The 24,727-nt window shown below is 71.6% G+C and carries 21 protein-coding genes and 1 pseudogene; 14 read left to right on the top strand and 8 right to left on the bottom strand.

Annotation, left to right across the window (positions count from 1 at the left end):
* The 3 genes and pseudogenes from IO33_RS0126180 to IO33_RS0126190 all read left to right on the top strand — a co-directional run.
* Positions 1-1,802: pseudogene (locus tag IO33_RS0126180) on the top strand (sacsin N-terminal ATP-binding-like domain-containing protein); the annotation flags it as partial.
* 290 nt (positions 1,803-2,092) lie between these two features.
* Entirely contained in the window at positions 2,093-2,983 is an 891-nt protein-coding gene (locus tag IO33_RS0126185) for a hypothetical protein (protein ID WP_031169255.1), read from the top strand.
* Positions 2,984-3,194: 211 nt separating this feature from the next.
* Positions 3,195-4,025: a hypothetical protein gene (locus tag IO33_RS0126190; RefSeq protein WP_031169256.1), complete on the top strand. Its 831-nt coding sequence runs from the start codon at positions 3,195-3,197 to the stop codon at positions 4,023-4,025.
* Between the two features lie 62 nt (positions 4,026-4,087).
* On the opposite strand, the gene IO33_RS0126195 is transcribed toward IO33_RS0126190, so the two are convergent.
* Complete coding sequence (locus IO33_RS0126195; protein WP_031169258.1) at positions 4,088-6,484, bottom strand: HAD-IC family P-type ATPase; 2,397 nt, start codon at positions 6,482-6,484, stop codon at positions 4,088-4,090.
* 90 nt (positions 6,485-6,574) lie between these two features.
* Positions 6,575-6,841 carry a DUF2530 domain-containing protein gene (locus IO33_RS0126200; protein ID WP_031169260.1) on the bottom strand — a complete coding sequence of 89 codons (267 nt, stop codon included), beginning with the start codon at positions 6,839-6,841 and terminating at the stop codon, positions 6,575-6,577.
* Positions 6,842-7,002: 161 nt separating this feature from the next.
* On the opposite strand from IO33_RS0126200, the gene IO33_RS0126205 reads away from it, so the two are divergent.
* The gene (locus IO33_RS0126205; RefSeq protein WP_031169262.1) at positions 7,003-8,454 is read left to right on the top strand and encodes an NCS2 family permease; all 1,452 of its coding nucleotides are present in this window, start codon (positions 7,003-7,005) and stop codon (positions 8,452-8,454) included.
* Positions 8,455-8,491: 37 nt separating this feature from the next.
* On the opposite strand, the gene IO33_RS0126210 is transcribed toward IO33_RS0126205, so the two are convergent.
* Complete coding sequence (locus tag IO33_RS0126210) at positions 8,492-8,692, bottom strand: ribbon-helix-helix protein, CopG family (RefSeq protein ID WP_031169264.1); 201 nt, start codon at positions 8,690-8,692, stop codon at positions 8,492-8,494.
* A 137-nt stretch (positions 8,693-8,829) separates the two neighbouring features.
* Here IO33_RS0126210 and IO33_RS0126215 point away from each other — a divergent pair, with 137 nt between their 5' ends.
* Both IO33_RS0126215 and IO33_RS0126220 read left to right on the top strand, forming a co-directional pair.
* A complete protein-coding gene (locus IO33_RS0126215; RefSeq protein ID WP_031169266.1) occupies positions 8,830-9,267 on the top strand; it encodes a MarR family winged helix-turn-helix transcriptional regulator in 438 nt (145 codons plus the stop codon).
* 27 nt (positions 9,268-9,294) lie between these two features.
* The gene (locus tag IO33_RS0126220; protein ID WP_390986665.1) at positions 9,295-10,641 is read left to right on the top strand and encodes an MFS transporter; all 1,347 of its coding nucleotides are present in this window, start codon (positions 9,295-9,297) and stop codon (positions 10,639-10,641) included.
* Between the two features lie 39 nt (positions 10,642-10,680).
* On the opposite strand, the gene IO33_RS0126225 is transcribed toward IO33_RS0126220, so the two are convergent.
* Positions 10,681-11,196 (bottom strand): GNAT family N-acetyltransferase, encoded by a 516-nt coding sequence (locus IO33_RS0126225; RefSeq protein WP_031169270.1) that lies wholly within the window; start codon positions 11,194-11,196, stop codon positions 10,681-10,683.
* Between the two features lie 39 nt (positions 11,197-11,235).
* Here IO33_RS0126225 and thpR point away from each other — a divergent pair, with 39 nt between their 5' ends.
* A complete protein-coding gene (gene thpR / locus IO33_RS0126230) occupies positions 11,236-11,808 on the top strand; it encodes an RNA 2',3'-cyclic phosphodiesterase (RefSeq protein ID WP_031169272.1) in 573 nt (190 codons plus the stop codon).
* 217 nt (positions 11,809-12,025) lie between these two features.
* Here the strand turns inward: thpR and IO33_RS0126240 are convergent, their stop codons facing one another.
* From IO33_RS0126240 to IO33_RS0126250, 3 genes are all read right to left on the bottom strand, one after another.
* Positions 12,026-13,027, bottom strand: a complete 1,002-nt coding sequence (locus tag IO33_RS0126240) for an aldo/keto reductase (RefSeq protein ID WP_031169274.1) — start codon at positions 13,025-13,027, stop codon at positions 12,026-12,028.
* A 51-nt stretch (positions 13,028-13,078) separates the two neighbouring features.
* Positions 13,079-13,663: a Uma2 family endonuclease gene (locus tag IO33_RS0126245; RefSeq protein WP_031169277.1), complete on the bottom strand. Its 585-nt coding sequence runs from the start codon at positions 13,661-13,663 to the stop codon at positions 13,079-13,081.
* An 88-nt stretch (positions 13,664-13,751) separates the two neighbouring features.
* Positions 13,752-14,435 carry a GDSL-type esterase/lipase family protein gene (locus tag IO33_RS0126250; RefSeq protein ID WP_031169279.1) on the bottom strand — a complete coding sequence of 228 codons (684 nt, stop codon included), beginning with the start codon at positions 14,433-14,435 and terminating at the stop codon, positions 13,752-13,754.
* A gap of 108 nt (positions 14,436-14,543) precedes the next feature.
* Between IO33_RS0126250 and IO33_RS0126255 the strand changes: the two genes are divergently transcribed.
* Positions 14,544-15,521, top strand: a complete 978-nt coding sequence (locus IO33_RS0126255; protein WP_031169280.1) for a PD40 domain-containing protein — start codon at positions 14,544-14,546, stop codon at positions 15,519-15,521.
* A 75-nt stretch (positions 15,522-15,596) separates the two neighbouring features.
* Here IO33_RS0126255 and serC read toward each other — a convergent pair whose 3' ends face one another.
* Positions 15,597-16,715: a phosphoserine transaminase gene (serC, locus tag IO33_RS0126260; RefSeq protein WP_031169282.1), complete on the bottom strand. Its 1,119-nt coding sequence runs from the start codon at positions 16,713-16,715 to the stop codon at positions 15,597-15,599.
* Positions 16,716-16,872: 157 nt separating this feature from the next.
* Here serC and IO33_RS0126265 point away from each other — a divergent pair, with 157 nt between their 5' ends.
* The 6 genes from IO33_RS0126265 (at position 16,873) to IO33_RS0126290 (ending at position 24,637) form a co-directional block, all read left to right on the top strand.
* A complete protein-coding gene (locus IO33_RS0126265) occupies positions 16,873-19,827 on the top strand; it encodes an FAD-binding and (Fe-S)-binding domain-containing protein (protein WP_051926975.1) in 2,955 nt (984 codons plus the stop codon).
* Positions 19,828-19,915: 88 nt separating this feature from the next.
* A complete protein-coding gene (locus IO33_RS0126270; RefSeq protein ID WP_031169284.1) occupies positions 19,916-20,116 on the top strand; it encodes an SCO3870 family protein in 201 nt (66 codons plus the stop codon).
* Between the two features lie 17 nt (positions 20,117-20,133).
* Positions 20,134-20,889, top strand: coding sequence for a metallophosphoesterase family protein (locus IO33_RS0126275; protein ID WP_031169285.1), 756 nt, complete (start codon positions 20,134-20,136; stop codon positions 20,887-20,889).
* Between the two features lie 206 nt (positions 20,890-21,095).
* Entirely contained in the window at positions 21,096-21,227 is a 132-nt protein-coding gene (locus IO33_RS53590; protein WP_280921814.1) for a hypothetical protein, read from the top strand.
* Between the two features lie 97 nt (positions 21,228-21,324).
* Positions 21,325-23,445 carry an ABC transporter ATP-binding protein gene (locus IO33_RS0126285; protein WP_031169287.1) on the top strand — a complete coding sequence of 707 codons (2,121 nt, stop codon included), beginning with the start codon at positions 21,325-21,327 and terminating at the stop codon, positions 23,443-23,445.
* Between the two features lie 136 nt (positions 23,446-23,581).
* Positions 23,582-24,637: an EamA family transporter gene (locus IO33_RS0126290; protein ID WP_245235893.1), complete on the top strand. Its 1,056-nt coding sequence runs from the start codon at positions 23,582-23,584 to the stop codon at positions 24,635-24,637.
* Positions 24,638-24,727 lie beyond the last annotated feature (90 nt).

Genomic DNA, 24,727 nt, shown 5'->3' on the forward strand with positions numbered 1-24,727 from the left:
AGCGGCGGGCCGAGCTGCGCAGCCTCGGGGTGGCCCGGCTGCCGCTCGCCGACGCCGTCGACCGGCTCGCCGGACTGGAGAAGGACCCCGGCTGGTGGTGGCGGCTCTACGACAGCCTCGCCGGCGTCGACCCCGACCGGCTGTCCGGGCTGCCGGTGCCGCTCGCCGGGGGCCCCTCGCAGGCCTTCGGCACGGCGCCGGGACGGACCACCATCGGGCCCCGGCAGGTACTGCTGCCCACCCCGGACGGCCCCCCGATCGACGCGGACGTCCTCGGCCGGCTCGGGCTGAAGATCGCCCACGAGGACGCCGCGCACCCGCTGCTGGAGAAGCTGGGCGCGCTGCCCGCCACCCCGCGCGCGGTCCTCACCACCCCGCAGGTCCGGGCCGCCGTCGCCGCCTCGCTGGACGAGGACGGCGGGATCGGGGGCTGGGAGGAGGACGCCCCGGACGCCGAGGAACTGGCCGACGCCGTGCTCTCGCTGGTCCGGGACGCGGGCCTGGAGCCCGGTGACGAGCCCTGGCTGGGCGCGCTGGCACTGCCCGACGAGGACGGGGAACTCGCCCCCGCAGGTGAACTCGTCCTCCCCGGCAGCCCCTTCGCCCAGGTGATCCGTGCGGGTGAACTGGCCGCCGTCGACCACGACCTGGCCGAGCGGTGGGGCGCACAGCCGCTCACCGCCTGCGGGGTGCTCGCGGACTTCGCGCTCGTCCGGGCCACCGACGTCGTCCTCGACCCGGACGAACTGGAGCCCCGCGAGGGCGACTTCGCCGAGCCCGACGACGCCGGGCTGCTGGACGCGGTCGACGTGTGGTGCGAGGACATCCTCGACCGCTTCCCGGACAGCCCGGTGCCCCCGGTCGCCACCGAGCTGGTCGCGGTACGCGATCTGGACCTGGTGGACGACGAGCACTGGCCCCAGGCCCTCGCGCTGCTCGCGCAGCCGCCGCTGCGCGACGCCCTCACCCAGCCGGTCCGCGTCCTGCTGCACGACGGCACCCACGAGGTCGTACGGCCGTACACCGCGTGGTGGCTGCGCGGGCACCCCGTGCTGGACGGCCGCCGCCCGGCCGGTCTCCTCGCCGCCGGCGGGGACCCCCTGCTGCGCGGGCTGTACGACGAGGCCGACGCCACCGGGTTCGAGGACGAGCAGGTGCTGCGAGCCCTGGGCGTGCGGACCTCCGTGGCGGCCCTGCTGGACGAGCCGGGCGGCGCCGCCGAGCTGCTCGACCGGCTCGCCGACCCGGATCGCTCGGTCACGTCGGCCCAACTGCACGGGCTGTACGGAGCGTTGGCCGAGCTGGACCCGGAGCAGGTGACCCTGCCGGACGAGCTGCGGGCCGTGGTCGACGGGCGGGTGGCGGTCGTGGACGCCGCCGAGGCCGTCGTGGTCGACTCGCCGGACCTGCTGCCCTTCACCTCCTCGGTGCCGCTGCTGCCGGTCCCGCCGGCCCGGGCCGCGGAGCTGGCGGAGCTGTTCCAGGTGCGGCGGCTGAGCGAGTCCGTCACCGGCGAGGTGCACTCCGAGGGCGCCGAGCACGACGTGCCGGAGCCGGTGCGGGTGCTGCTCGGGGGGCGTACGCCCCGGACGTACGTCGAGCACGAAGAGCTGGTCGTGGACGGCGTGGAGATCGACTGGCGGCTCACCGACGACGGGGTGCTGCACGCGGCCACGCTGGAGGGCGTCGCGGCGGGCCTGGCCTGGGCGGCGGGGCAGTGGCCGCGGCGCTTCGAGGTGGCGGCCCTGCTGGAGGACCCGTCCCGGACGGAGGAACTGGCCAGGGACCGCTGGTTCGACTAGCTCCACACATCTCTCACGACATTCTCGATCTCCTTACAACCGTTCCCCCGCGTGCCGAGTCTGACCCCCTGTGACAACAGGCTCACCGATCACCACGCACGCGGGGGAACACATGCGTATGCGCGTCTCTGTCACCGTCGACGCCGCCCCTGCGCGGACGTGCGGTAGCCCGCGGAACTTGTCGCGTCACCCGTACAACCACCTGGTCACCTCGCGGGTCTGATCCCCCGAGTCGACTGACTCCATGATCACTTGGACCTCGTGTCCACTTTCTCCACACAGGGGAACGCATGCGCATTCGTGCCACCGTGGCCGCCGTCTCCGGCGCCCTGGCCCTCTCCGCCTTCGTCGTGCCGGCCGCCCAGGCCGCCGACAGCGGTGCGTCTCACCGCATCGACTACGTGAAGTACTTCGCCCAGCACGCGTCTTCCGGCAAGACCGCGCTCGCCGCCGCCTCGGCGCCGGTCGGCGACCTCGATGCGTCCTTCTCCAACTTCAAGATCGCCAAGGCGATCAAGGTCGGCACCACCAACAAGGTGTCCACCACCGTCACCTACACGATGACCTACGGCGCCGACGTGGACATCGCCTCCGACAACTTCGTCACCATCCCGATGATCTACCACGGCTCCGAGGACACCCCGGACAGCGTCCAGGGCTCCGACCTGCCGGCGGTCTGCAAGGTGGTCTCGGCGGGCACCGCCAGCTGCAAGGGCAGCATCGACATCTACCCGAAGACCAGCGACGCGGACCTGAAGCTGCGCAACTCCTACGCCGGTACCTGGCACGGCGCGGCCATCGCCGTGGACTTCGACAGCGAGCACAGCTCCCTGCAGACGGGCTTCGCCGCCACCCTGGTCCAGCGCAACTCCACGCTGACGGTCAACGCCGCCCCGGAGCCGGTGAAGAAGGGCGCCACCGTCACGGTGACGGGCAAGCTCGCCCGCGCCAACTGGGAGGACCACCTGTACCACGGCTACACCGGCCAGTCGGTGCAGCTGCAGTTCCGCAAGAAGGACTCCAGCACCTACACCACGCTGAAGACCCTCAAGACGGACTCCACGGGCAACCTGAAGACGACGACCAAGGCCACGGTCGACGGCTACTACCGCTTCTCCTTCGCGGGCACCTCGACCACCCCGGCGGTCAACGCCGCGGGTGACTTCGTCGACGTGCAGTAGGACGTGACGTAGGCAGCAGGACCCGTCCGGCCCCGGAAGCGCATGCCGCCCCCGGGGCCGGAACGTTTCTTCTCACTTGTGCCACGACCTGGCAATGCGGTCCTCAAATCTGGCCGGAAACCGCTCCTGCCGTACAACCAGCCCCCGGGGCCACGGATCTGATCGCGTGAGTCAACCGACTCCACGATCACTCCTCCCTCAGGGGACCCACATGCGCATTCGTGCCACCGTGGCCGCCGTCTCCGGCGCCCTGGCCCTCACCGCCCTCGCAGTCCCGGCCGCGCAGGCCGTCACCGACTCGGGCACGCCCTACACGCTGAACGCGAGCTTCGCCGACCTCTCGATCGCCAAGGCGACCAAGGTCGGAACCACCAACGAGGTCAGCGTCGCGTACTCGTACACGCTGACGCACGGGGCCGACGTGGACATCGCCGCGAAGGACTTCGTCACGGACGCCTTCCTCTACCACGGCACCTACAGCGACTCGTCCCCCGAGCTGTACGGCGACGACCCGGCGACCTGCACCGCCACCTCGTCGACGACGGCCACCTGCAAGGGGAACGTCACCATCTACCCCGCCGACGGCGACCTGCAGAACGCCTGGGCCGGCAGCTGGAGCGTGGCCGCCGAGGCCATCGCCTTCAACGGCCAGGACCAGCAGAACCCCGACATGAGCAAGGTCGGCTACAAGGACCAGAGCGGCCTCGCCACCACCCTGGTGCAGCGCTACTCCAAGCTGACGGTGGACGCCGGCCCGGAGCCGGTCGCCAAGGGCAAGACCCTCACGGTCACGGGCAAGCTCTCCCGGGCCAACTGGGAGGACCACCAGTACCACGGCTACACCGGCCAGCCGGTCCAGCTGCAGTTCCGCAAGGCGGGCAGCAGCACGTACACCACCGTCAAGACGGTGACCACGGACGCGTACGGCAACCTGAAGACCACCACCACCGCCGCCTACGACGGCTACTGGCGCTTCAGCTTCGCCGGCACCTCCACCACCCCGGCGGTCAGCGCCACGGGTGACTACGTGGACGTGCAGTGAGGTAGCGCCCCCGCGGGGGCGGGGAACCGCGCGGCCCACGGCCTTGCGGTTCCCCACCGGCCTCAGCCGGGAAACCGCCGGGCCACCCCCTTCCACAGGAACTCCAGCGCGGCCGAGGCCACCACCGCGATGCCCACGGCGGTCCATGGCATCTCCACGCCGACCAGCTTCAGCGCGAAGAACGCCTGCAGCGACGGCACGACCAGGACCAGCAGGAAGGCCACACCCATCGCGGCCACCAGGGTCACCCGCCACCAGGTGTAGGGCCGGGCGACGATCGCCAGGATCCACATGGAGACGAGGAAGAGGGTCAGGGTGGCCGCGCTGGTCTCCGCGTCCAGCTGGCCGGGCCCGGTGTAGTGGTGCCGGGCGATCAGGTACGTCACGAAGGTCGCCGCTCCGGCCACCACGCCACCCGGGACCGAGTACCGCATCACCCGGCGCACGAAGTGCGGTTTCGCCCGCTCCTTGTTGGGCGCCAGCGCCAGGAAGAACGCCGGCACGCCGATCGTGAGGGTGGACAGCAGGGTCAGGTGCCGTGGCAGGAACGGGTACTCGACCCGCCAGCACACCACCAGGACCGCCAGCAGCACCGAGTACACGGTCTTCACCAGGAACAGCGTCGCCACCCGCGTGATGTTGCCGATCACCCGGCGGCCCTCGCCCACCACCGACGGCAGACTCGCGAAGCTGTTGTCCAGCAGCACGATCTGCGCCACCGCACGCGTCGCCTCCGAGCCGGAGCCCATGGCGACCCCGATGTCGGCGTCCTTCAGCGCGAGCACGTCGTTCACCCCGTCACCGGTCATCGCGACGGTGTGCCCGTGCGACTGCAGCGCCCCCACCATGTCCCGTTTCTGCTGCGGCGTGACCCGCCCGAAGACCGTCCCCCCGTCCAGCGCCCGAGCCATCCGGGGCCGGTCGCCCGGCAGGTGCCGCGCGTCCACCGCCGTGCCCTCCAGGCCCAGCTTGGCGGCGACCGCGCCGACCGACACCGCGTTGTCCCCGGAGATGACCTTGGCGCGGACGTCCTGGTCCGCGAAGTAGCGCAGGGTGTCGGCCGCGTCGGGGCGCAGCCGCTGCTCCAGGACGACCAGGGCGGTGGGGCGGGCGCCGTGGGCCGGCTCGGGGTCGTCCAGGTCGCGGCTCGCGCGGGCCAGCAGCAGCACCCGCAGCCCCTGCTCGTTCAGGCGCGCGGTGTCGGCCAGGGCCGGGTCGCCCTCGGCGAGCAGGACGTCCGGGGCGCCGAGCAGCCAGGTGCTGGTCTCGCCGTCGGCCTCGCTGAACGCGGCCCCGCTGTACTTGCGGGCCGAGGAGAAGGGCAGCGACTCCACGCAGCGCCAGTCCTCGCTGTCCGGGTAGGCGTCGATGATCGCCTGGAGGGAGGCGTTGGGGCGCGGGTCGGACTCGCCGAGCGCGCCGAGCACCCTGCGGACGTACCCCTCGTCGGCCCCGTCGAGCGGACGCAGCTCGGTGACGTCCATGCCGCCCTCGGTGAGCGTGCCGGTCTTGTCCAGGCAGACGGTGTCGACGCGGGCCAGGCCCTCGATCGCCGGCAGCTCCTGCACCAGGCACTGTTTGCGCCCGAGCCGGATGACACCGATCGCGAAGGCGACGGAGGTGAGCAGCACCAGCCCCTCGGGGACCATCGGGACGATGCCGCCGATCGTGCGGGCCACGGCGTCCTTGAAGCCGTAGCTCTTGACCACGAGCTGGGTGATCACCAGGCCGATCGCGGCCGGGACCATCATCCAGGTGACGTACTTGAGGATGGTGGAGATACCGGTGCGCAGCTCGGAGTGGACGAGGGTGAAGCGGGAGGCCTCCTCGGCGAGCTGGGCGGCGTAGGCCTCGCGGCCCACTTTGGCGGCCTTGAACGCCCCGCCGCCCGCGACGACGAAGCTGCCGGACAGGACGGCAGCGCCGGGGCGTTTGACGACGGGATCGGCCTCGCCGGTGAGCAGCGACTCGTCGATCTCCAGCCCGTCGGCCTCCGCGCAGACCCCGTCGACCACGATCTTGTCGCCCGGCCCGATCTCGATCAGGTCGTCCAGGACGATCTCGGCGGTGGCGACCTCGGTGGCTCTGCCCTCCCGGCGTACGGTCGGCCGGGCCTCCCCGATCACCGCGAGCGAGTCGAGGGTCTGCTTGGCCCGCCACTCCTGGACGATGCCGATGCCGGTGTTGGCGAGGATCACGAAGCCGAACAGGCTGTCCTGGATCGGCGCGACGAACAGCGTGATCAGCCACAGCAGGCCGATGATCGCGTTGAACCGGGTGAAGACGTTGGCCCGGACGATCTCCCCGAGCGACCGGCTGCTGCGCACGGGCACGTCGTTGACCAGGCCGCGCGCGACGCGCTCCGCCACTTCGGCGGCGCTCAGTCCGGTCACGGGGCTCTTCGGCAGGGCCACGGGGTGCACGGGGTCGAGTTCGGCGCCCGCGTCTATATGGCTCATGCATTCGACGGTACGGGGGGATGTGTCCACCCGCCCGCTTTCCGGCCGGCCGGGGCGGGAGCGCCCCGCGGTCAGGTCCGGCGGGCGGAACTATTCAGCCGACGCTTCCGGCAGCGCCGCGGCCCGCTTCAGCGCGGCGTCCCGCCTGCGCACGTACCAGACGCCGACCAGCCCCAGCCCGCCACCGGCCAGGCAGGTCCACAGCCACCACAGGTGCCCGTGGTCGTCGAACCAGCCGTAGAACGGCAGCTGGACCAGGAAGAGCACGAACCACACGATCGTGCCGCCGGTGATGGTGGCGACCACGGGCCCCTCCAGGGGCTCCGGCGCCTCGTGCTTGGGGGTCCACTTGGCCATGCGCACAGCTTAAGCGCCGTCCTCCGCCCGGCCCGGTCTACGCGCGGAGATAGCGATCTCGCACTCATACGTTCATACTGAAACCGTTTATCTTTGACCGCTTCTGATCGTATGAAACTCCAACAGGGCTCGGGGGAACCCCGTCGGAGATGAGGTCTCGCATGTCCACCTCGGCACCTGCCAAGGCGCCCACCCCCGAGAAGCCGGGCGGCGCGCCCGCCTTCGGCGCCCTCGACCGCTACTTCAGGATCTCCGAGCGCGGCAGCTCCGTCGCCCGTGAGATCCGCGGCGGCTTCGCCACCTTCTTCGCGATGGCGTACATCATCGTGCTGAACCCGATCATCCTCGGCAGCGCGAAGGACATGTACGGGCATCACCTGGACAACGGTCAGCTGGTGACGGCGACCGCGCTGACCGCCGCGTTCACCACGCTCCTCATGGGCGTCATCGGCAACGTGCCGATCGCGCTGGCCGCGGGCCTCGGCGTGAACTCGGTCGTCGCCCTCCAGCTGGCGCCGCGGATGTCCTGGCCGGACGCCATGGGCATGGTCGTCCTCGCGGGCATCGTGGTCATGCTGCTGGTCGCCACGGGCCTGCGCGAGCGCGTGATGAACGCCGTGCCGTTCGGCCTGCGCAAGGCGATCTCGATCGGTATCGGCCTGTTCATCATGCTGATCGGCCTGGTCGACTCCGGCTTCGTCACCCGTATGCCGGACGCCGCCCAGACCACCGTCCCGCTGCAGCTCGGCACGGGCGGCCATCTGCACGGCTGGCCGGTGCTGGTCTTCATCCTGGGCGCGCTGCTGACCTTCGCGCTGATCGTCCGCAAGACGCCGGGCGCGATCCTGATCTCCATCGTCGGCATGACCGTCCTCGCGGTGGTCCTCAACGCGGTCACCACGATCCCGTCCTGGGGGCTGACGGTCCCGAAGTGGCCGGGCAACCCGGTCTCCACCCCCGACTTCGGCCTGGTCGGTCAGGTCAGCCTGTTCGGCGGTTTCTCCAAGGTCGGCCTGCTGACCGGCATCCTGTTCGTCTTCACGGTCCTGCTGTCGTGCTTCTTCGACGCGATGGGCACGATCATGGGCGTCAGTGACGAGGCCAAGCTGACCGACGCCGAGGGCTATATGCCGGGCATCAACAAGGTCCTCTTCGTCGACGGCCTCGCGGTCGCGGCGGGCGGTGCCAGCTCCTCCTCGGCCACCACCGCGTTCGTGGAGTCCACGGCCGGGGTCGGCGAGGGCGCCCGTACGGGCTTCGCGAACGTCGTCACGGGCGGCCTGTTCGCCATCGCGCTGTTCCTCACCCCGATCGCCACGATGGTCCCGTCCCAGGCGGCCACCCCGGCGCTGGTCGCGGTCGGCTTCCTGATCCTGTCGAACTCCATCAAGGAGATCGACTGGGCGGACTACACCATCGCGATCCCGGCCTTCGTGACGATGCTGATGATGCCGTTCACCTACTCGATCACCAACGGCATCGGCATGGGCTTCATCACCTTCACCGTCCTGCGCCTGGCCGCCGGCCGGTTCCGGGAGGTCCCGGTGGCGATGTACGTCGTCTCGGCCGTGTTCGCCTTCTACTACCTGATGCCGGCCCTGGGCCTCACCTGAGCCCTGCCCCTGCGCGGCGCCTCGGCCCTCCACGGCCTCAGGTGACGCCGTAGAACCTCTCCGTCTCCTCGACGGCGGCCTGGAACCGCTCGTCGAAGTCGTCCCGGATGAGCGTGCGGACCACATAGTCCTGCACGCTCATTCCTCTTTTCGCGGCGTGCCGGCGGAGCCTTTCGAGCAGCTCCCCGTCTATCCGCACGCTGAGCACAGTGGTCCCCATGGGTACGAGGGTCGCCATATCCGGCCACCCCGCGCGTCACTTTCCGGAGCTGACTCACTCATATGGGTGATCGTCCGGTTCAGTGGCCAGGGTCACGGGCATCAGGGGTGTGTCGCGGTGGTCTTTAGCGAGAGTAATGAGTTACTCTAAAGAACATGCCGGACCTCACCCATGGCGACGACGCAGCCGCCGTGAACTCCCTCCGCTCCGCCGTGATGCGGTTGTCCCGTCGGCTCAAGCACCAGCGGGTCGACGAATCGCTGAGCCCCACCGAGATGTCGGTGCTCGGCACCCTGTTCCGCTGCGGCTCGGCCACGCCGGGCGAGCTGGCCCGCAAGGAGCACGTCCAGCCGCCGTCGATGACCCGCATCGTCGCGCTGCTCGAAGCCAAGGGGCTGGTCCGGCTGGAGCCGCACCCCGAGGACCGGCGCCAGAAGGTCGTCACCCAGACCGAGCAGGCCGAGGCGATGTTGGAGGAGAGCCGCCGCAAGCGCAACGCGTTCCTGGCCGGTCTGGCCGAGGGTCTCGACGAGGACGAGTGGGCCGCCCTGCGCGCCGCCGCCCCCGTGCTGGAAAAGCTCGCGCACCTGTAAGCAAGCCATCAGAGGAGGCGAACCCTTTTGAGTACGGGATCCGGAATACCTTCCGCCCCCGCACCGACCGCCACTACTATCCCCACCCCCCGCAAGTCCTCGATGTTCAGCTCGCTGAAGATCAGGAACTACCGCCTCTTCTTCATCGGCCAGGTCGTCTCCAACACCGGCACCTGGATGCAGCGCATCGCCCAGGACTGGCTCGTCCTCAGCCTCACCGGCTCCTCCGCGGCCGTGGGCATCACGACGGCCCTGCAGTTCCTGCCGATGCTCCTGTTCGGCCTCTACGGCGGCGTCCTGGTCGACCGCCTGCCCAAGCGCCCCACGCTGCTGGTCACCCAGGCCGCCATGGCCGTGACGGGCCTGGCGCTCGCCTTCCTCACCCTCTCCGGCCACGTCCAGGTCTGGCACGTCTACGTCGCCGCGTTCGCCGTCGGCCTCGCCACGGTCGTGGACAACCCGGCCCGGCAGTCCTTCGTCTCCGAGATGGTCGGCCCCGGGCAGCTGCAGAACGCGGTCAGCCTGAACTCCGCGAACTTCCAGTCCGCCCGCCTGGTCGGCCCCGCCGTCGCCGGCCTCCTGATCACCGGGGTGGGCACCGGCTGGGCGTTCCTCGCCAACGGCCTGTCGTTCGCCGCCCCCATCGCCGGCCTGCTGCTGATGCGCGCCCGCGACCTGCACGTGGTCGAGCGCGCGCCGAGGGGGAAGGGCCAGCTGCGCGAGGGCCTGCAGTACGTGGCCGGCCGGCCGGAGCTGATCTGGCCGATCGTCCTGGTCGGCTTCATCGGCACCTTCGGCTTCAACTTCCCGGTGTGGCTGTCGGCCTACGCGGACGACGTGTTCCACTCCGGCGCCGGCTCCTACAGCCTCTTCAACACGCTGATGGCCGTCGGCTCCCTGGGCGGCGCCCTGCTGGCCGCCCGGCGCGGCACGGCCCGGCTGCGCATCCTGATCGCCGCCGCGCTGGCCTTCGGCGCGCTGGAGACCGCGGCCGCGCTGGTCCCGTCGTACTGGCTGTTCGCGCTGCTCATGGTCCCGATCGGGGTCTTCGGCCTGACGGTCAACGTCACGGCCAACACCGCGGTCCAGATGGCCACCGACCCGGCCATGCGCGGCCGGGTGATGGCCCTGTTCATGATGGTGTTCATGGGCGGCACGCCGCTGGGCGCGCCCGTCGTCGGCTGGATCACCGACACCTACGGCGCAAGGGTCGGGTTCGCCCTGGGCGGCGTCATCTCCGCCGCCGCGGCCGGGGTGATCGGCCTGGTGCTGGCCCGCATCGGCGGACTGCGGCTCGCGGTGCGCTGGCACCACGGCCATCCGCGGGTCCGCTTCGTGCCGAGGGAGCGCGAGGAGCTGGCGACGGCGGCGTAGGCCCCCGGCCGGGGGCCGTCCCCGCACCCCTTCGGGGCGCTACAGGACCCGCCGGGCCAGCACCTGGCCCGGCCAGTCGTCCTCGCCGACCGTGAAGGGCTCGGTACGGGTGAAGCCGTTGTTCTCGTAGTACGCGACCAGCTTGCCGTCGTCGCCCGCGTAGCAGTCCACGCGCAGCAGCGAGATCCCGGCCCGCCGGGTCTCCTCGGCCGCGTGCGCGAGCAGCGCCGCACCGGCACCGAGGCCCCTGAAGCGGCTGTCGGTGGCGAAGAGGTGGATGTACCGCTCGGGCTCGTCGGCGGGCTCCAGGTACGAGCCGGGGGCCTTGCTGAGCGTGAGCGTGGCCGCCGGGGCGCCGTCCACCTCGGCTATGTACGGCGTTCCCGCGGCGGTGATCTGGTGCACCAGCTCCACGGCCCGCTCGTTCGTCGACCAGGGCTCGGTGCCCCACTGGCGGGTACGGCCCTGTGAGACCAGCCACTCCACAGCGCTGTCGAGCATGCCGAGGATCAGGGGGGCGTCGGCGGAGCCGCCTGTGCGCAGGGTGATCGTCATCGGCCCATCATGCCGACTGCCGTCTGCGAAGGTGAAGGAATGAGACTCTTCGCCGCGGTGCTCCCGCCGGAGCGCGTCATCCATGAACTCGCCGCCGAAGTGGCCCGGTTGAAGCGACTGCCCGGAGCGGATCGGCTGCGCTGGACCGGGCAGCCGGGCTGGCACTTCACCCTCGCCTTCTACGGCGAGGCCGCCGACGACCTCGTACCGGACCTGTCGGACCGGCTGGCCCGTGCGGCCCACCGCACGGCCCCCTTCACCCTGGCCCTGTCCGGCGGCGGCCAGTTCGGGCACGGCAAGGCCCTGTGGACGGGCGCCTCGGGCGAGGTGGAGGCGCTGCGGCTGCTGGCCGACCGGGCGGAGTCGGCGGCGCGCAAGGCGGGCGTGCCGATGGGGGAGCACCGGCGGTACAAGGCCCACCTGACGGTGGCACGCAGCCGGGACTCGGTGGACGTACGGCCGTACGTGGAGGTGCTGCGTGCCTTCGGCGGACGTCCCTGGACCGTGGACGAGCTGGTCCTGGTCCGCAGCCACCTGCCGCGGTCCGGGGTGGCGGGGGAGCAGCCGCGGTACGAGGCGGTTGCCCGCTGGGAGCTCGGCGGGGTTGGTTAGGCTCGGTGGCGTGGACCCGAAAACCCGGAACCGGATCATGGCCGGTGTGCTTGTGCTGATGTTCGTCGTGGTGGCCGTGGCGGCGGCCGTCAAGTAGCGGTGTGGCGATGGCGCGGCGGGGAACTGCGGCCGGTTCGCCGGGTGCGGCCCGTCGTGGCCGGTCCCGCAGTTCCCCGTGCCCCTCGGGGGCGGCGCCCTCACACGGCTGTGAACCGCGTCACCAGGCGAAGGCCTCCGGAGACGGGCCAGGGCCAGGGAAGACCTCGTCCAGGCCGGCCAGCAGCTCGTCGCCCAGCTCCAGCTCGACGGCCCTGAGCGCCGACTCCAGCTGCGCGGCGGTGCGCGGGCCGACGATCGGGCCGGTCACGCCGGGGCGGGTCAGCAGCCAGGCCAGGGCCACCTCGCCGGGCTCCAGGCCGTGCTTGCCGACCAGGTCCTCGTACGCCTGGACCTGGGCGCGGGCGGCGGGGTCCTTGAGGGTGTCGGCGGCCCGGCCGGAGGCGCGGCGACCGCCCTCGACCTCCTTCTTGATGATCCCGCCGAGCAGTCCGCCGTGCAGCGGCGACCAGGGGATGACCCCGAGGCCGTAGTCCTGCGCGGCCGGGACGACCTCCATCTCGGCGCGCCGCTCGGCGAGGTTGTAGAGGCACTGCTCGCTGACGAGACCGAGGGTGCCGCGGCGGGCGGCGGTCTCGTTCGCCTGGGCGATCTTGTAGCCGGGGAAGTTGGACGAACCGGCGTAGAGGATCTTGCCCTGCTGGACCAGGGTGTCGATCGCCTGCCAGATCTCCTCGAACGGCGTGTTCCGGTCGATGTGGTGGAACTGGTAGAGGTCGATGTGGTCGGTCTGCAGCCGCTTCAGGCTGGCGTCCACGGCCCGGCGGATGTTCAGCGCGGAGAGCCTGTCGTGGTTGGGCCAGGCCGGCTGACCGGGCTGGGCGTCGGTGGCCATGTTCCCGTAGACCTTGGTGGCGAGGACGACCTTGTCGCGGCGCTCGCCGCCCTTGGCGAACCAGTTGCCGATGATGGCCTCGGTCCGGCCCTTGTTCTCACCCCACCCGTACACGTTGGCGGTGTCGAAGAAGTTGATGCCCGCGTCCAGCGCCGCGTCCATGATGGCGTGGCTGTCGGCCTCGTCGGTCTGCGGCCCGAAGTTCATCGTCCCGAGAACGAGTCGGCTGACCTTGAGTCCCGTGCGTCCTAGCTGCGTGTACTCCATGGTCCTCTAGCCAACGGCTTGAAGTGCGCTCGAAGCAAGGGGCCCCAGCGGTCAGTCGCGGGGGAACTCGTCGGTCTTGAGGGTGAGGCCGAGGGGGGTCGTGGTCATGTCGACATCCGCTCCGAAGGCGACCGTCAGTTCGCTGACGTACTCGCCGTCCTTCGGCTGGCTGTAGAGGTGGCACTTGCCCTGGTAGGGATCGGCGACGAGGTAGACGGCCACCTCGGCGGTGGCGTAGGCCGTCTTCTTGGGGCCGTAGTCGTTGTGTCCCGTGCCCTTGGAGATGACCTCCGCGACGAACTCGACGTCCTTGCACTGCCACAGGCCGTTGGGTGTCTTCTCGGCACCATCGGTCACGAGCGTGACGTCGGAGCAGAAGCCGTTGAGGTGGCCCGGGTAGTCGATCCGGACGTCCGACTTGACGCGCCTGCGCGGGTACTTGGTGCGCAACTGGTCGTAGATGTTGGCGATGATCTCCCAGTGGGTGTCCCGCTGCGGCGACATGAAGATGGCCCCCTCGACGATGTCGACCTTGTATCCCTCGGGGGTGGTCCGCTCAAGCGACTCGAACAGGTCGTCCAGAGTCAGCTCGCCGCTCTCCTCGGCCATCTCGATCCTGTCTTCGAGGACGGTCATCGTGGCGCTCCTCCCCGGCTGCCCCACGCACGAGTGCAGCCGCGCGGTTCAACGATACGCACGGTGACCGGGGCATGCCGGAATCAGGTCAACCTGTTCCAGCCACGTACGCCCGTCCGACCCCCCACGCCTCCCACATCGCCCCCGCGAACGCCCCCGCGATCCGGTGCTCCCCGCTGGCGTTCGGATGCGTCCCGTCGTACGTGTCGGTGTGGATGTCGTACCCCTCCGGCCGCGAGGCCAGCAGGATCGGTGAGCGGGGTTCGTCCAGGTCGGCGACCGTCTTGGCGAGCAGGACGTTGAAGAGGTCCACCTGCTCGGCGAAGGCGGCGTCCGCCTCGGCCCGGATGTTCGGGATGACCGGGAGCAGGACCATGCGGATGCGCGGGGCGGCCTCGCGGGCGCCGGTGACGAAGGCGCGCACGTTCTGCGCCGTCTGTTCGGCGTTGGTGTAGAAGCCCAGGTCGATCAGGCCGAGGGAGACCAGCAGCACGTCCGCCCGGTGCCGTCGTACCGCGTCGCCGATCAGCGGTGCCATGTGCAGCCAGCCCTCGCCCCAGCCCGCCAGGTGGTGGCGTGGGAAGCCGGGATCGGCGTAGGCGTACGACGTGGGGGCGTCGGCCGACTTGTCGTACAGCTCCTCGCGGGGGCCGACGAAGGTGAACGGGCCGTCGTACGTGTCGCGCAGGTGCTGCCACAGTCGGTGACGCCATGTGTGCTCGCCGGCGCTCCCGATCGTCATGGAGTCACCTACGGGCATGAACCTGAGCATCCGCTCATGATGGACGATCACGCGGGGCGGTGGGGTGTGAGGCCCACCACGTCCGACGGGCGCGGAGCGCGCCGGGTGAACCCCCGGAGGGAATGGCAGGCTTGGGGCATGCGTCGATCGTCCGCCGTTCTCGCCGGGGTGCTGCTCACCGGTGCCTGCGCGCTGCCCGCCTCCGCCGCCGACGGGCCCGGCGACCAGGGGTTCACCCTCAAGGATCCGAGGATCACCGAGTCCAGCGGGCTCGCCGCCTCGCATCTCCACCCCGGCGTCTACTGGACGCACAACGACAGCAGCGACGGGCCGTACATCTACGCCGTGGACAGCCGGACCGGGAAGACCGTCGCCCGGATCACCCTGCGCGGCATCGGGTCCCCGCGGGACGTCGAGGCGATCTCGATCGGGCCCCACGACGAGATCTACGTCGGCGACATCGGCGACAACCTGGGCGGCAAGTGGCCGTACGTGTGGATCTACCGGTTGCCCGAGCCGAAGGAGCTGAGGGACCAGACGGTCACCGCCACGCAGTACGTCGTGAAGTACGCGAACGGGCCGCGGGACGCCGAGTCGCTGATCGTCCACCCGAAGACCGGGCGGGTCTACATCATCGACAAGAAGGAGGACGGCGGGCACCTGTACGAGGGCCCGGCCACCCTCTCCACCTCCGGCGCGAACGTCTTCCGGCCCGTCGCCCCGGTCGACCTGTGGGCCACCGACGCGGCCTTCTCGCCGGACGGACGGCAGCTCGCCGTGCGCGGGTACCTCGGCGGGATCCTCTACGACTGGGACGGCGGGAGGATCAGGCGCAAGGGTCAGCTGGACGTGCCGCTGCAGGGGCAGGGCGAGGGCGTCTCCTACTCCGCCGACGGGACCAGGCTGCTGTACAGCAGCGAGGGGGCGGACAGTGAGGTCGTGGCGAAGGACGCGCCGGACCGGCCTGCCGCCAACTCGCCCTCTTCCCGTGCCGGTTCGCAGAGCGGGAGCGGCTACGGCGGCAGCGGCGGCGACGGCCTGAAGATCGGTGCCGTCGTCGGCGCCGTCGCTCTGGCCGCCCTGTTCGGGTTGCGGCGGCTGCGGCGCGGGAGCTGAACCACGCGAAGGGGCGCCCGGTGTCCACCGGGCGCCCCTTGTCGTCTTGTGCGGGAGGTCGTCCTCCGCGGGAGGTCAGAGCCTCTCGATCACGTGGTCGACGCACTTCGTCAGCGCCTCGACGTCCGCCGGGTCGATCGCCGGGAACATGGCGATGCGCAGCTGGTTGCGGCCGAGCTTGCGGTACGGCTCGGTGTCCACGATGCCATTGGCGCGCAGCACCTTGGCGACCGCGGCCGCGTCGATCTCGTCCGAGAAGTCGATCGTGCCGATGACCTGCGAGCGCTTGGCCGGGTCGGTGACGAAGGGGGTGGCGTACTTGGACTCCTCCGCCCAGGAGTACAGGCGGGTCGAGGAGTCCTTGGTGCGGGCCGTGGACCAGGCGAGGCCGCCCTGGCCGTTGAGCCACTTCAGCTGCTCGTTGAGCAGGAACAGGGTGGCGAGCGCCGGGGTGTTGTACGTCTGGTTCTTGCGGGAGTTGTCGATCGCCGTGGGGAGGCTGAAGAACTCCGGGACGTGGCGGCCGGAGGCGTGGATCCGCTCGGCGCGCTCGATCGCGGCCGGGGAGAAGACGCCGATCCACAGGCCGCCGTCGGAGGCGAAGGACTTCTGCGGGGCGAAGTAGTAGACGTCGGTCTCGGCGACGTCGACCGGGAGGCCGCCCGCGCCGGAGGTGGCGTCCACCAGGACGAGCGCGCCCTCGTCGGCGCCGGCCACGCGCTTGATCGGCATGGCGACACCGGTGGAGGTCTCGTTGTGGGTGAAGGCGTACACGTCCACGCCCGCCTCGGCCCGGGCCTCGGGGTGGGTGCCGGGGTCGGCGGCGACGACGGTCGGCTCGGCCAGCCAGGGCGCCAGCTTGGCGGCCTTGGCGAACTTGGACGAGAACTCGCCGAAGCTCAGGTGCTGGGACTTGTTCTCGATCAGACCGTGGGTGGCGATGTCCCAGAAGGCGGTCGAGCCGCCGTTGCCGAGGATCACCTCGTAGCCCTCGGGGAGCGAGAACAGGGAGCCGATGCCTTCGCGGACCTCGCCCACCAGGTTCTTGACCGGGGCCTGGCGGTGGGAGGTGCCGAGCAGGGAGCTGCCGGTGGCGGCGAGCGCCTCAAGTGCCTCGGTACGCACCTTGGAGGGGCCCGCGCCGAAGCGTCCGTCGGCGGGCTTGATGTCAGCGGGAATCTGGATGTCGGCCACGGTTCGGAGGGTATCCCGCGGGGCGAAACCGGGCGTAGCCGTGTCCGTCGGATGAGACAAGATCGTCAAAGCCTGGACTTGTGAAGTAGTACGACGATATGGGCGGGGCTGTGGAAAACTTTCGGTGACTGTCCGTGAGCGGATGCATCCTGGACGCATGACGGATCGCTCGGGTCTGCAGGCGGAGCTGCGCGGGGTCGTCCGGGGCGAGGTCGGTTTCGACGTCACCTCCCGGGCGCTGGTCACCATGGACGCGTCCAACTACCGGCGGGTCCCGCTGGGCGTCGTGGCGCCGAGAGACGCCGACGACGTGGCCGCCGTGCTGGAGGTCTGCCGGGCGCGCGGGGTGCCGGTGGTGGCGCGCGGCGGCGGCACGTCCATCGCGGGGCAGGCGACCGGTGCGGGCGTGGTGCTCGACTTCACCCGGCACATGAACGGCCTGCTGGAGCTGGACCCGGTCACCCGTACGGCCGTCGTCCAGCCGGGGCTCGTCCTGGACCGCCTCCAGGAGGCCGCGGCCCCGCACGGCCTGCGCTTCGGCCCCGACCCGTCCACGCACAGCCGGTGCACGCTCGGCGGGATGATCGGCAACAACTCCTGCGGCGCGCACTCGGTCGCCTGGGGGACCACCGCGGACAGCGTGCGCGAGCTGTCCGTCCTCACCGCGCGCGGGCAGCGGCTGCGGCTCGGGCGGGACTGGGCCGGCGCGCCCGAGGGGCTGCGGGAGCTGGCGCAGGGCGAACTGGCCCGCCTGCGCACCGGCTTCCCGGACCTGCCCCGCCGCATCTCCGGGTACGCGCTGGACGCGCTGCTGCCCGAGAAGGGTGCCGATGTCGCCCGCTCCTTCTGCGGTTCGGAGGGCACCCTCGGGATCCTCACCGAAGCGGTCGTGCGGCTGGTGGCGGCCCCCCGCGCGCGTGCCCTCGCGGTGCTGGGGTACGGCGACGAGAGCGCCGCCGCCGAAGCCGCCGCCGGCCTGCTGCGGTACGGCCCGCTGACCGTGGAGGGCATGGCGGCCGACCTGGTGCGCGCGCCGGCCGGACTGCCCGAAGGGGGCGCCTGGCTGTTCGTGGAGACCGGCGGGGAGTCGGCGGCCGAGGCACGCGCGCGTGCGCGGGAGATCGTCCGCGCGGCCGACGTGTCCGACTCCTTGGTGGTGACGGAGCCCGCCGCCCAGCGTGCCTTGTGGCGCATCCGCGAGGACGCGAGCGGCACGGCCACCCGCATGCCGGACGGCAGCGAGGCCTGGCCCGGCTGGGAGGACTGCGCGGTGCCGCCCGCCCGGCTCGGCGGCTATCTGCGCGACTTCCGCGCCCTGCTCACCGCCCACGGCCTGCGCGGCACGCCGTACGGCCACTTCGGCGACGGCTGCATCCACGTCCGTATCGACTTCGACCTGCTCACCGAGGCCGGCATCGGCCGCTTCCGCCGCTTCTCCGAGGACCTGGCCGACCTGGTGGTGGAGCACGGCGGCTCGCTGTCCGGGGAGCACGGGGACGGACAGGCCCGCGCGGAGCTGCTGCCGCGCATGTACGGCGCCGAGACGGTGCGGCTGTTCGAACGGGCCAAGGCGGTCTGGGACCCCGACGACCTGCTCAACCCCGGCATGCTGGTCCGCCCCGCCCCGCTCGATGCGGGCCTGCGCTTCTCCGTGCTGCCGCGCGGGCCCGTCGACGTGGCCTTCGGCTACCCCGCCGACGACGGCGACTTCCGCGCCGCCGTCCGCCGCTGCGTCGGCGTCGCCAAGTGCCGTACGACCACGGCGGCCGGCCCCGCCGTGATGTGCCCGTCCTTCCGGGTGACCGGCGAGGAGGAGCACTCCACCCGCGGCCGGGCCCGGCTGCTGCACGAGATGCTGGCCGGCGAGCTGGTCACCGACGGCTGGCGGTCCACAGAGGTCCGCGACGCCCTGGACCTGTGCCTGTCCTGCAAGGGCTGCCGCTCCGACTGCCCGGTCGGCGTCGACATGGCCACCTACAAGGCCGAGTTCCTGCACCACCACTACGCCGGCCGTCGCCGGCCCGCCGCCCACCTCAGCATGGGCCGGCTGCCGCAGTGGCTGCGCTGGGTGGCCCGCACGCGCACGGCCCCGCTGCTCAACGCCCTTGCCGCGGTGGGGCCGTTGGCCGCTGCCGGCAAGCGCCTGGCCGGGATCGCCCCCGAGCGGCGGATTCCCCGGCTGGCGAGGCGGACCTTCACCGGCTGGTGGCGCACGAGGAAGCCGGCCCCGGGCCCCGGGGAGCCGGCATCGGGCGGCCCGGGCCCGGGCGACCTGGTCGTGCTGTGGCCGGACACCTTCACCGAGCATCTGTCCCCCTCCGTCGGCCGGGCCGCCGTCCGGGTGCTGGAGGCCGCCGGGCTGCGCGTCGCCCTGCCGCCGACGCTGCTGCCACGCGGGGGACGGATCGGCGGTGGCCGGGCCGGACCGGCCACCGCGCTGCTCGCCGCCCGCCGGGCCCGGGTCTGCTGCGGCCTCACCTACCTCTCCACCGGCCAGCTCGACCGCGCCCGCACGGTCCTGCGCCGCACGCTGGACCTGATGGAACCGGTGCTGCGGGCCGGAGCCCCGGTCGTCGTCCTGGAACCGAGCTGCGCGGCGGCCCTGCGCACCGACCTGCCAGAGCTGCTGCACGACGACCCGCGTGCCGCCCGGCTGGCCTCGGCCGTCACCACCTTCGCCGAGGCCCTGGAGCGGCACGCCCCGCACTGGACTCCGCCGGCCGTGGACCGCCCGGTCGCCGGCCAGACCCACTGCCACCAGCACGCGGTGCTCGGCGACACCCCCGACCGGCGGCTGCGCGAGGCCGCGGGCCTCACCGGCGAGCTGAGCGGCGGCTGCTGCGGCCTCGCCGGCAACTTCGGCTTCGAGAAAGGCCACTTCGAGGTGTCGAAGGCCTGCGCGGAGGAACAGCTCCTCCCCGCGGTCCGCGAAGCACCCGAGCGGACGGTGGTCCTGGCCGACGGCTTCTCCTGCCGCACCCAGCTGGAACAGCTGGCCGGGGTGCGGGGCAGGCATCTGGCGGAGGTGCTGGCGCAGGCGTTGGACGAGGCGGAGCGCGAGGAGGGGGAGGGGGAAGAGGGGGAGGGGGAAGAGGGGGAAGAGGGGAGTTGAGGGGAAATCGGATACGCACAAGGGCAGTTGACAGCGGATCCGTAGACTCGGAAGGGACCAGTCGTCTCGCATCTCGGAGGAACTCCCCATGACGAAGGCCCCGTTCGCTTCTCTCTCCGCCGCGATCGCGGCGCTCGGCACGGCTCTCGCATTCCTCGCGGTCCAGCTCCGCACGGACGGATACGAGCCGTACGTCGAATCCGTGGCCACCGCCAGCGTGGTCATGTTCGTCACCGCGGCGCTCGTGGTGGTGACGTGGGTCCGTGCCGGCCGACGGCACTCGAACTGAGCACCGCGGAACCGGCGGTGGAGCACGCCCGCCTGGCGGTCCTCTCCGACATCCACGGAGTACTGCCCGCCCTGGAGGCAGTCCTCGCCGAGCCGGAGGTGGCCGCCGCCGACCGCATCGTCGTCACCGGCGACATCGCGGCGGGGCCCCAGCCGGTGGAGGTACTGGACCTGCTGCGGGAGCAGGGCGACCGGGTGCTGTGGCTCGCGGGGAACGCCGACCGGGAGCTCGTGGAGTACCGGCGCGGGCAGCGCACGGAGATCCCCGACCCCATCGGCCCCTTCGCGGCCCAGGCGCTCCGTGACGACCAGGTCGGTTTCCTGGAGGCCCTCCCGAAGACCCTCACCTTGCGCGTCCGCGGTCTCGGCACGGTCCTGTTCTGCCATGCCACCCCGCGCGACGACGAGGAACTGGTCCTGGTGGACTCCCGGCCGGCCCGCTGGTCGGAGATCCTCGGCGGCCTGGCGTCCGGCATCGGCACGGTCGTCTGCGGCCACACCCACATGCCCTACGTCCGCCTGGCCCACGGCCGCCTGGTCGTCAACCCGGGCAGCGTCGGCATGCCCTACGGCCGCCCCGGCGCCCACTGGTGCCTCCTCGGCCCCGGCACCGACCTGCGTGTGACGTCGTACGACATCCCGGCGGCCGTCGCCCGGCTCACCGCCGCGTGCGCCTACCCGGACATCGCCGCGTGGGCGGACTACCACCTCCACGCCCGCGCGACGGACACGGAGGTGCTGGCCGCGTGGGGGCCGAAGGCGGGGAGCTCATAAGGCTGCTCCCAGGTTCGCAGGGGTTCGTAAGGGAATTCTCAGCTTCGAGCGGGTCTCTCAGGAACCGCAAAGGTATTCCAAGGTACTCACAGCCCCCCTTTGCCAATTTTGCCGTTCCGACTCCCAAGCGGTGTGTAAGTTCTTCGGTGTCGGGTTCCGGACGCGGAATTCAGCACCACACGTACAGTGCGAAGTTAGGAGTCGGAATGAGCCTCAGGAAGCTGGCCCCGCTGCCCCCGAAGTCGAAGAAGCAGCTCCCGCCGCCGCCCCCGCCGAAGTCCAAGAAGAAGCACGCGCCGAAGCCGCTGCCCAAGCCGCTGCCCGGCCAGGACCGCTGAACCGGCTGAACGCGCAGTGAATTAAAAGGGGGCCGATGGTGCACCGTCGGCCCTCTTTTCTTTTTCGTTCGGGATGGTGATTCGAAAGGGGAATCCGATGGGCGACGAGGATGACGAGTTCAAGTACGAGACCCCCACCATTCCCGCCCGGACGGCATTCCGCCGTTTCTGGCCGCTGACGAAGGGGCTCAGAAGATGGCTGCTCCTCGTCTGGCTGTGCACGGTGCTCGCCGCGCTCGCCGAGACCGAGGCCGTCCTGCTGTTCGGTGACCTCACCGACCACGCCCTGCAGAAGGGATCGCCGGCCGCGTTCTGGAGCCCGGCGGTGAAGTGGCTGGGCATCGCGGTGCTCGGCGCGCTCGTCGCGTACGCCGGCAACTCCCTCGCCGCCTGGGCGACCGAGCGGTTCGTGATGCGGCTGCGCGAGCACGTCTTCGACCACGTCCAGCAGCTGCCCCCGCACTTCTTCCAGCGCCACCGCCAGGGCGATCTGCTCTCCCGGCTGACCAGTGACGTGGAAGCGATCGAGGCGATGGTCGTGTCCGGCCTGGTGGGCGCCGCATCGGCGGCCTTCTCCGCCCTCTTCTACGCGGCCGCCGCGTCCTGGCTGCGCTGGGACCTGGCCGCCGCCACCTTCGTCCTCGCGCCCCTGTTCTGGCTGGCCGCCCGCCGCTTCTCCGGTTCCATCAAGGACGTCTCCCGCGAGGGCCGGGTCGCCGACGGCGCGATCACCTCCGTCGTGGAGGAGTCCCTCGGCACCATCGTGCTCACCCAGGCCTACGACCGCCGGGACGCCGAACGCCGCCGGCTGCACGAGGAGGCCACCGCCTGGTTCCGCGCCTCGGTCCGCTCCACCCGCCTGAACGAGGCCTACGAGCAGCTCGTCCAGGTCATCGAGACGGTGTGCGTGCTCACCGTGATCGGCATCGGCGCCTGGGAGATCTCCACCGGCCGGATGACCCTCGGTCAGCTCCTCGCCTTCGCCGCGTTCCTCGGCTACCTCTATCCGCCGCTGCGCGGCCTCGCCCAGCTGGGCCTCACCGTCACCGCCGCCACGGCGGGCGCCGAGCGGCTCATCGAGATCCTGGACGCCGGACCGTCGGTCACCGACCCCCGGCACCCGGCCGACACCGGCCGCCCGGACGGAACCGTCGAGGTCCGGGACGTGACCTTCCGCTACCCGGGCGCCGACGACACCGCCCTCGAAGGCCTGTCCTTCGCGGTGCGCCCCGGCGAGCTGGTGATCGTCACCGGCCCGAGCGGCGCCGGCAAGTCCACGGTGTCCAAGCTGCTGCTGCGCTTCTACGACCCGGACGCGGGCGACGTCCTGCTGGACGGCACACCGCTGCGGGACCTCCCGCTGGCCCGCCTGCGGGAGTACGTCACCCTGCTCCCCCAGGAGACCCTGGTGCTGCACGACACGGTGCGCGCCAACATCGCCTGCGGCCGGCCCGGCGCCAGCGACCAGGCCATCGAGGAGGCGGCGAGGGCGGCGGACGCCCACGACTTCATCGTCCGGTTGCCCGACGGCTACGACACGCCGGTGGACTCCCACTCGGCCCGCCTGTCCGGCGGTCAGCTCCAGCGTCTGGCCATCGCCCGCGCCATCCTCCGCGACGCCCCGGTCCTGGTCCTGGACGAGCCCACGACCGGCCTGGACGCGATGGCCGCCCGCCGCGTTGTCAAGCCCCTGCGCCGCCTGATGGCCGGCCGTACGACGATCATGATCACGCACGACCTCAACCTCGCCCCCGACGCCGACCGCATCCTCGTCGTCGACCGGGGCCGGGTCGTGGAGACCGGCCGTCATGACGAACTGCTCGCCCGGGGCGGGGCGTACGCGCGGCTGCACCGCTCGCAGAACAGCGCGGTGACGGACACCGGTGAACTGCGCATGCCGCTGTGGGAGGACCAGCAGGCAGGGCAGCCGGAGCCCGCCCCTGGGTACGGGCCGTCGGAGTCCGCCCCTGGGTACGGGCCATCGGAGCACGTTCCTCGGTACGGGCAGCCGGAGTCCGCCCCTGGGTACGGGCAGCCGGCCCCGACGTACCCGCACGGGCAGGCGGCCCCCGCGTCCCCGTACGGGCCGGGATACGAGGCGTACGCCCCCGCCGGGACCTGGGCCCAGCCCGGCTGCGAGCCGTACGGAAGCATGCCGGCGTGCCTGCCCGACGGCCGCCCCCTCTTCCGCGAGGAGCAGGCCTGGCCGGGCAGTTGACGGGGCGTCCGGACGCCGACGGGATCCCACCATCCGGGACAGTGCCGTGAAGGGTTCACGCTCCTGTCGAAGTCCACTACCCTGGACCTGGTAGTACATCGCGATGAACGAACTCGATCAAGCACCAGGACCGCCCGTGACCGCCACCTCCAGCACCGCCACGCAGACCCCGGTCGCCCCCGTCCAGGGGCCGCGCCGCCTCGGCTCGCTGGGCCCGGTGGGCCTCGTCCTGGCCGGCGGTGTCTCGGTCCAGTTCGGTGGCGCCCTCGCGGTGACGCTGATGCCCCGGGCCGGTGCGCCCGGCGTCGTCACCCTGCGCCTCCTCGCGGCGGCGCTGGTCCTCCTCCTGGTCTGCCGCCCCCGGCTGCGCGGCCACTCCCGCACCGACTGGGGCACGGTGGTCGCCTTCGGTATCGCCATGGGCGCGATGAACGGCCTCTTCTACGAGGCGGTCGCCCGTATCCCGCTGGGCCCGGCGGTCACCCTGGAGGTCCTCGGCCCGCTGGCCCTGTCCGTCCTGGCCTCCCGCCGCGCCATCAACGCCGTGTGGGCGGGCCTGGCCCTGCTCGGTGTGTTCCTGCTGGGCGGCGGAGGCTTCGACACCCTCGACCCCATAGGTGTCGCTTTTGCCCTGGGGGCCGGCGCCATGTGGGCGATCTATATCCTCTTCAGCGCCCGTACGGGCCGCCGCTTCCCGCAGGCGGACGGTCTGGCCCTCGCCATGGCCGTAGCGGCTGTTCTCTTCCTCCCGATCGGCGTGGCCTCGGCGGGCACCCGTCTGCTGAACCCCGTCACGATCGCCCTGGGCGCGGCCGTGGCCCTGCTGTCCTCGGTCCTGCCCTACACCCTGGAACTGCTCGCTCTGCGCCGCCTGCCCGCCTCCACGTTCGCCATCCTGATGAGTCTCGAACCGGCGATCGCGGCAACGGCCGGTTTCCTCATCCTCGGTCAGTCCCTGTCCCTGCGGGAGGCGGGCGCGATCGCCCTGGTCATCGCGGCAAGCATCGGCGCGGTACGCACCCAGGTCGGCCGGTCGAAGAGTCAGGCGGCGAGCGATGCGGAAGGCCGCGCGGAGAGCCACGCAGGGAGCCAGGCGAAGAGCCAGGCGGGGAGCCAGGCGGGGAGTCAGGCGGGGAACAGCGCGGAGAGTCGGGCGGCGAGTCCGGCAGAGAGCTCCGCTCGCGGGGCGTAGTCGCCGGGCGGGCGCAGTGGAGCCGGTCCTGCGGCCGGTGGCAAATTCATGCAAGCACGCTTGATTGTTTCTCGCGCCGCTGCCATGCTC

This window comes from Streptomyces durhamensis (genome assembly GCF_000725475.1).
Classification (GTDB): Bacteria; Actinomycetota; Actinomycetes; order Streptomycetales; family Streptomycetaceae; genus Streptomyces; species Streptomyces filipinensis.

Bases quoted from the DNA above. Each gene is read 5' to 3' on its own strand.
- IO33_RS0126185 (WP_031169255.1), top strand. From the start codon at position 2,093: ATGCGCATTCGTGCCACCGTGGCCGCCGTCTCCGGCGCCCTGGCCCTC.
- IO33_RS0126190 (WP_031169256.1), top strand. From the start codon at position 3,195: ATGCGCATTCGTGCCACCGTGGCCGCCGTCTCCGGCGCCCTGGCCCTC.
- IO33_RS0126195 (WP_031169258.1), bottom strand. From the start codon at position 6,484: ATGAGCCATATAGACGCGGGCGCCGAACTCGACCCCGTGCACCCCGTG.
- IO33_RS0126200 (WP_031169260.1), bottom strand. From the start codon at position 6,841: ATGGCCAAGTGGACCCCCAAGCACGAGGCGCCGGAGCCCCTGGAGGGG.
- IO33_RS0126205 (WP_031169262.1), top strand. From the start codon at position 7,003: ATGTCCACCTCGGCACCTGCCAAGGCGCCCACCCCCGAGAAGCCGGGC.
- IO33_RS0126210 (WP_031169264.1), bottom strand. From the start codon at position 8,692: ATGGCGACCCTCGTACCCATGGGGACCACTGTGCTCAGCGTGCGGATA.
- IO33_RS0126215 (WP_031169266.1), top strand. From the start codon at position 8,830: ATGCCGGACCTCACCCATGGCGACGACGCAGCCGCCGTGAACTCCCTC.
- IO33_RS0126225 (WP_031169270.1), bottom strand. From the start codon at position 11,196: ATGACGATCACCCTGCGCACAGGCGGCTCCGCCGACGCCCCCCTGATC.
- thpR (WP_031169272.1), top strand. From the start codon at position 11,236: ATGAGACTCTTCGCCGCGGTGCTCCCGCCGGAGCGCGTCATCCATGAA.
- IO33_RS0126240 (WP_031169274.1), bottom strand. From the start codon at position 13,027: ATGGAGTACACGCAGCTAGGACGCACGGGACTCAAGGTCAGCCGACTC.
- IO33_RS0126245 (WP_031169277.1), bottom strand. From the start codon at position 13,663: ATGACCGTCCTCGAAGACAGGATCGAGATGGCCGAGGAGAGCGGCGAG.
- IO33_RS0126250 (WP_031169279.1), bottom strand. From the start codon at position 14,435: ATGCTCAGGTTCATGCCCGTAGGTGACTCCATGACGATCGGGAGCGCC.
- IO33_RS0126255 (WP_031169280.1), top strand. From the start codon at position 14,544: ATGCGTCGATCGTCCGCCGTTCTCGCCGGGGTGCTGCTCACCGGTGCC.
- IO33_RS0126265 (WP_051926975.1), top strand. From the start codon at position 16,873: ATGACGGATCGCTCGGGTCTGCAGGCGGAGCTGCGCGGGGTCGTCCGG.
- IO33_RS0126270 (WP_031169284.1), top strand. From the start codon at position 19,916: ATGACGAAGGCCCCGTTCGCTTCTCTCTCCGCCGCGATCGCGGCGCTC.
- IO33_RS53590 (WP_280921814.1), top strand. From the start codon at position 21,096: ATGAGCCTCAGGAAGCTGGCCCCGCTGCCCCCGAAGTCGAAGAAGCAG.
- IO33_RS0126285 (WP_031169287.1), top strand. From the start codon at position 21,325: ATGGGCGACGAGGATGACGAGTTCAAGTACGAGACCCCCACCATTCCC.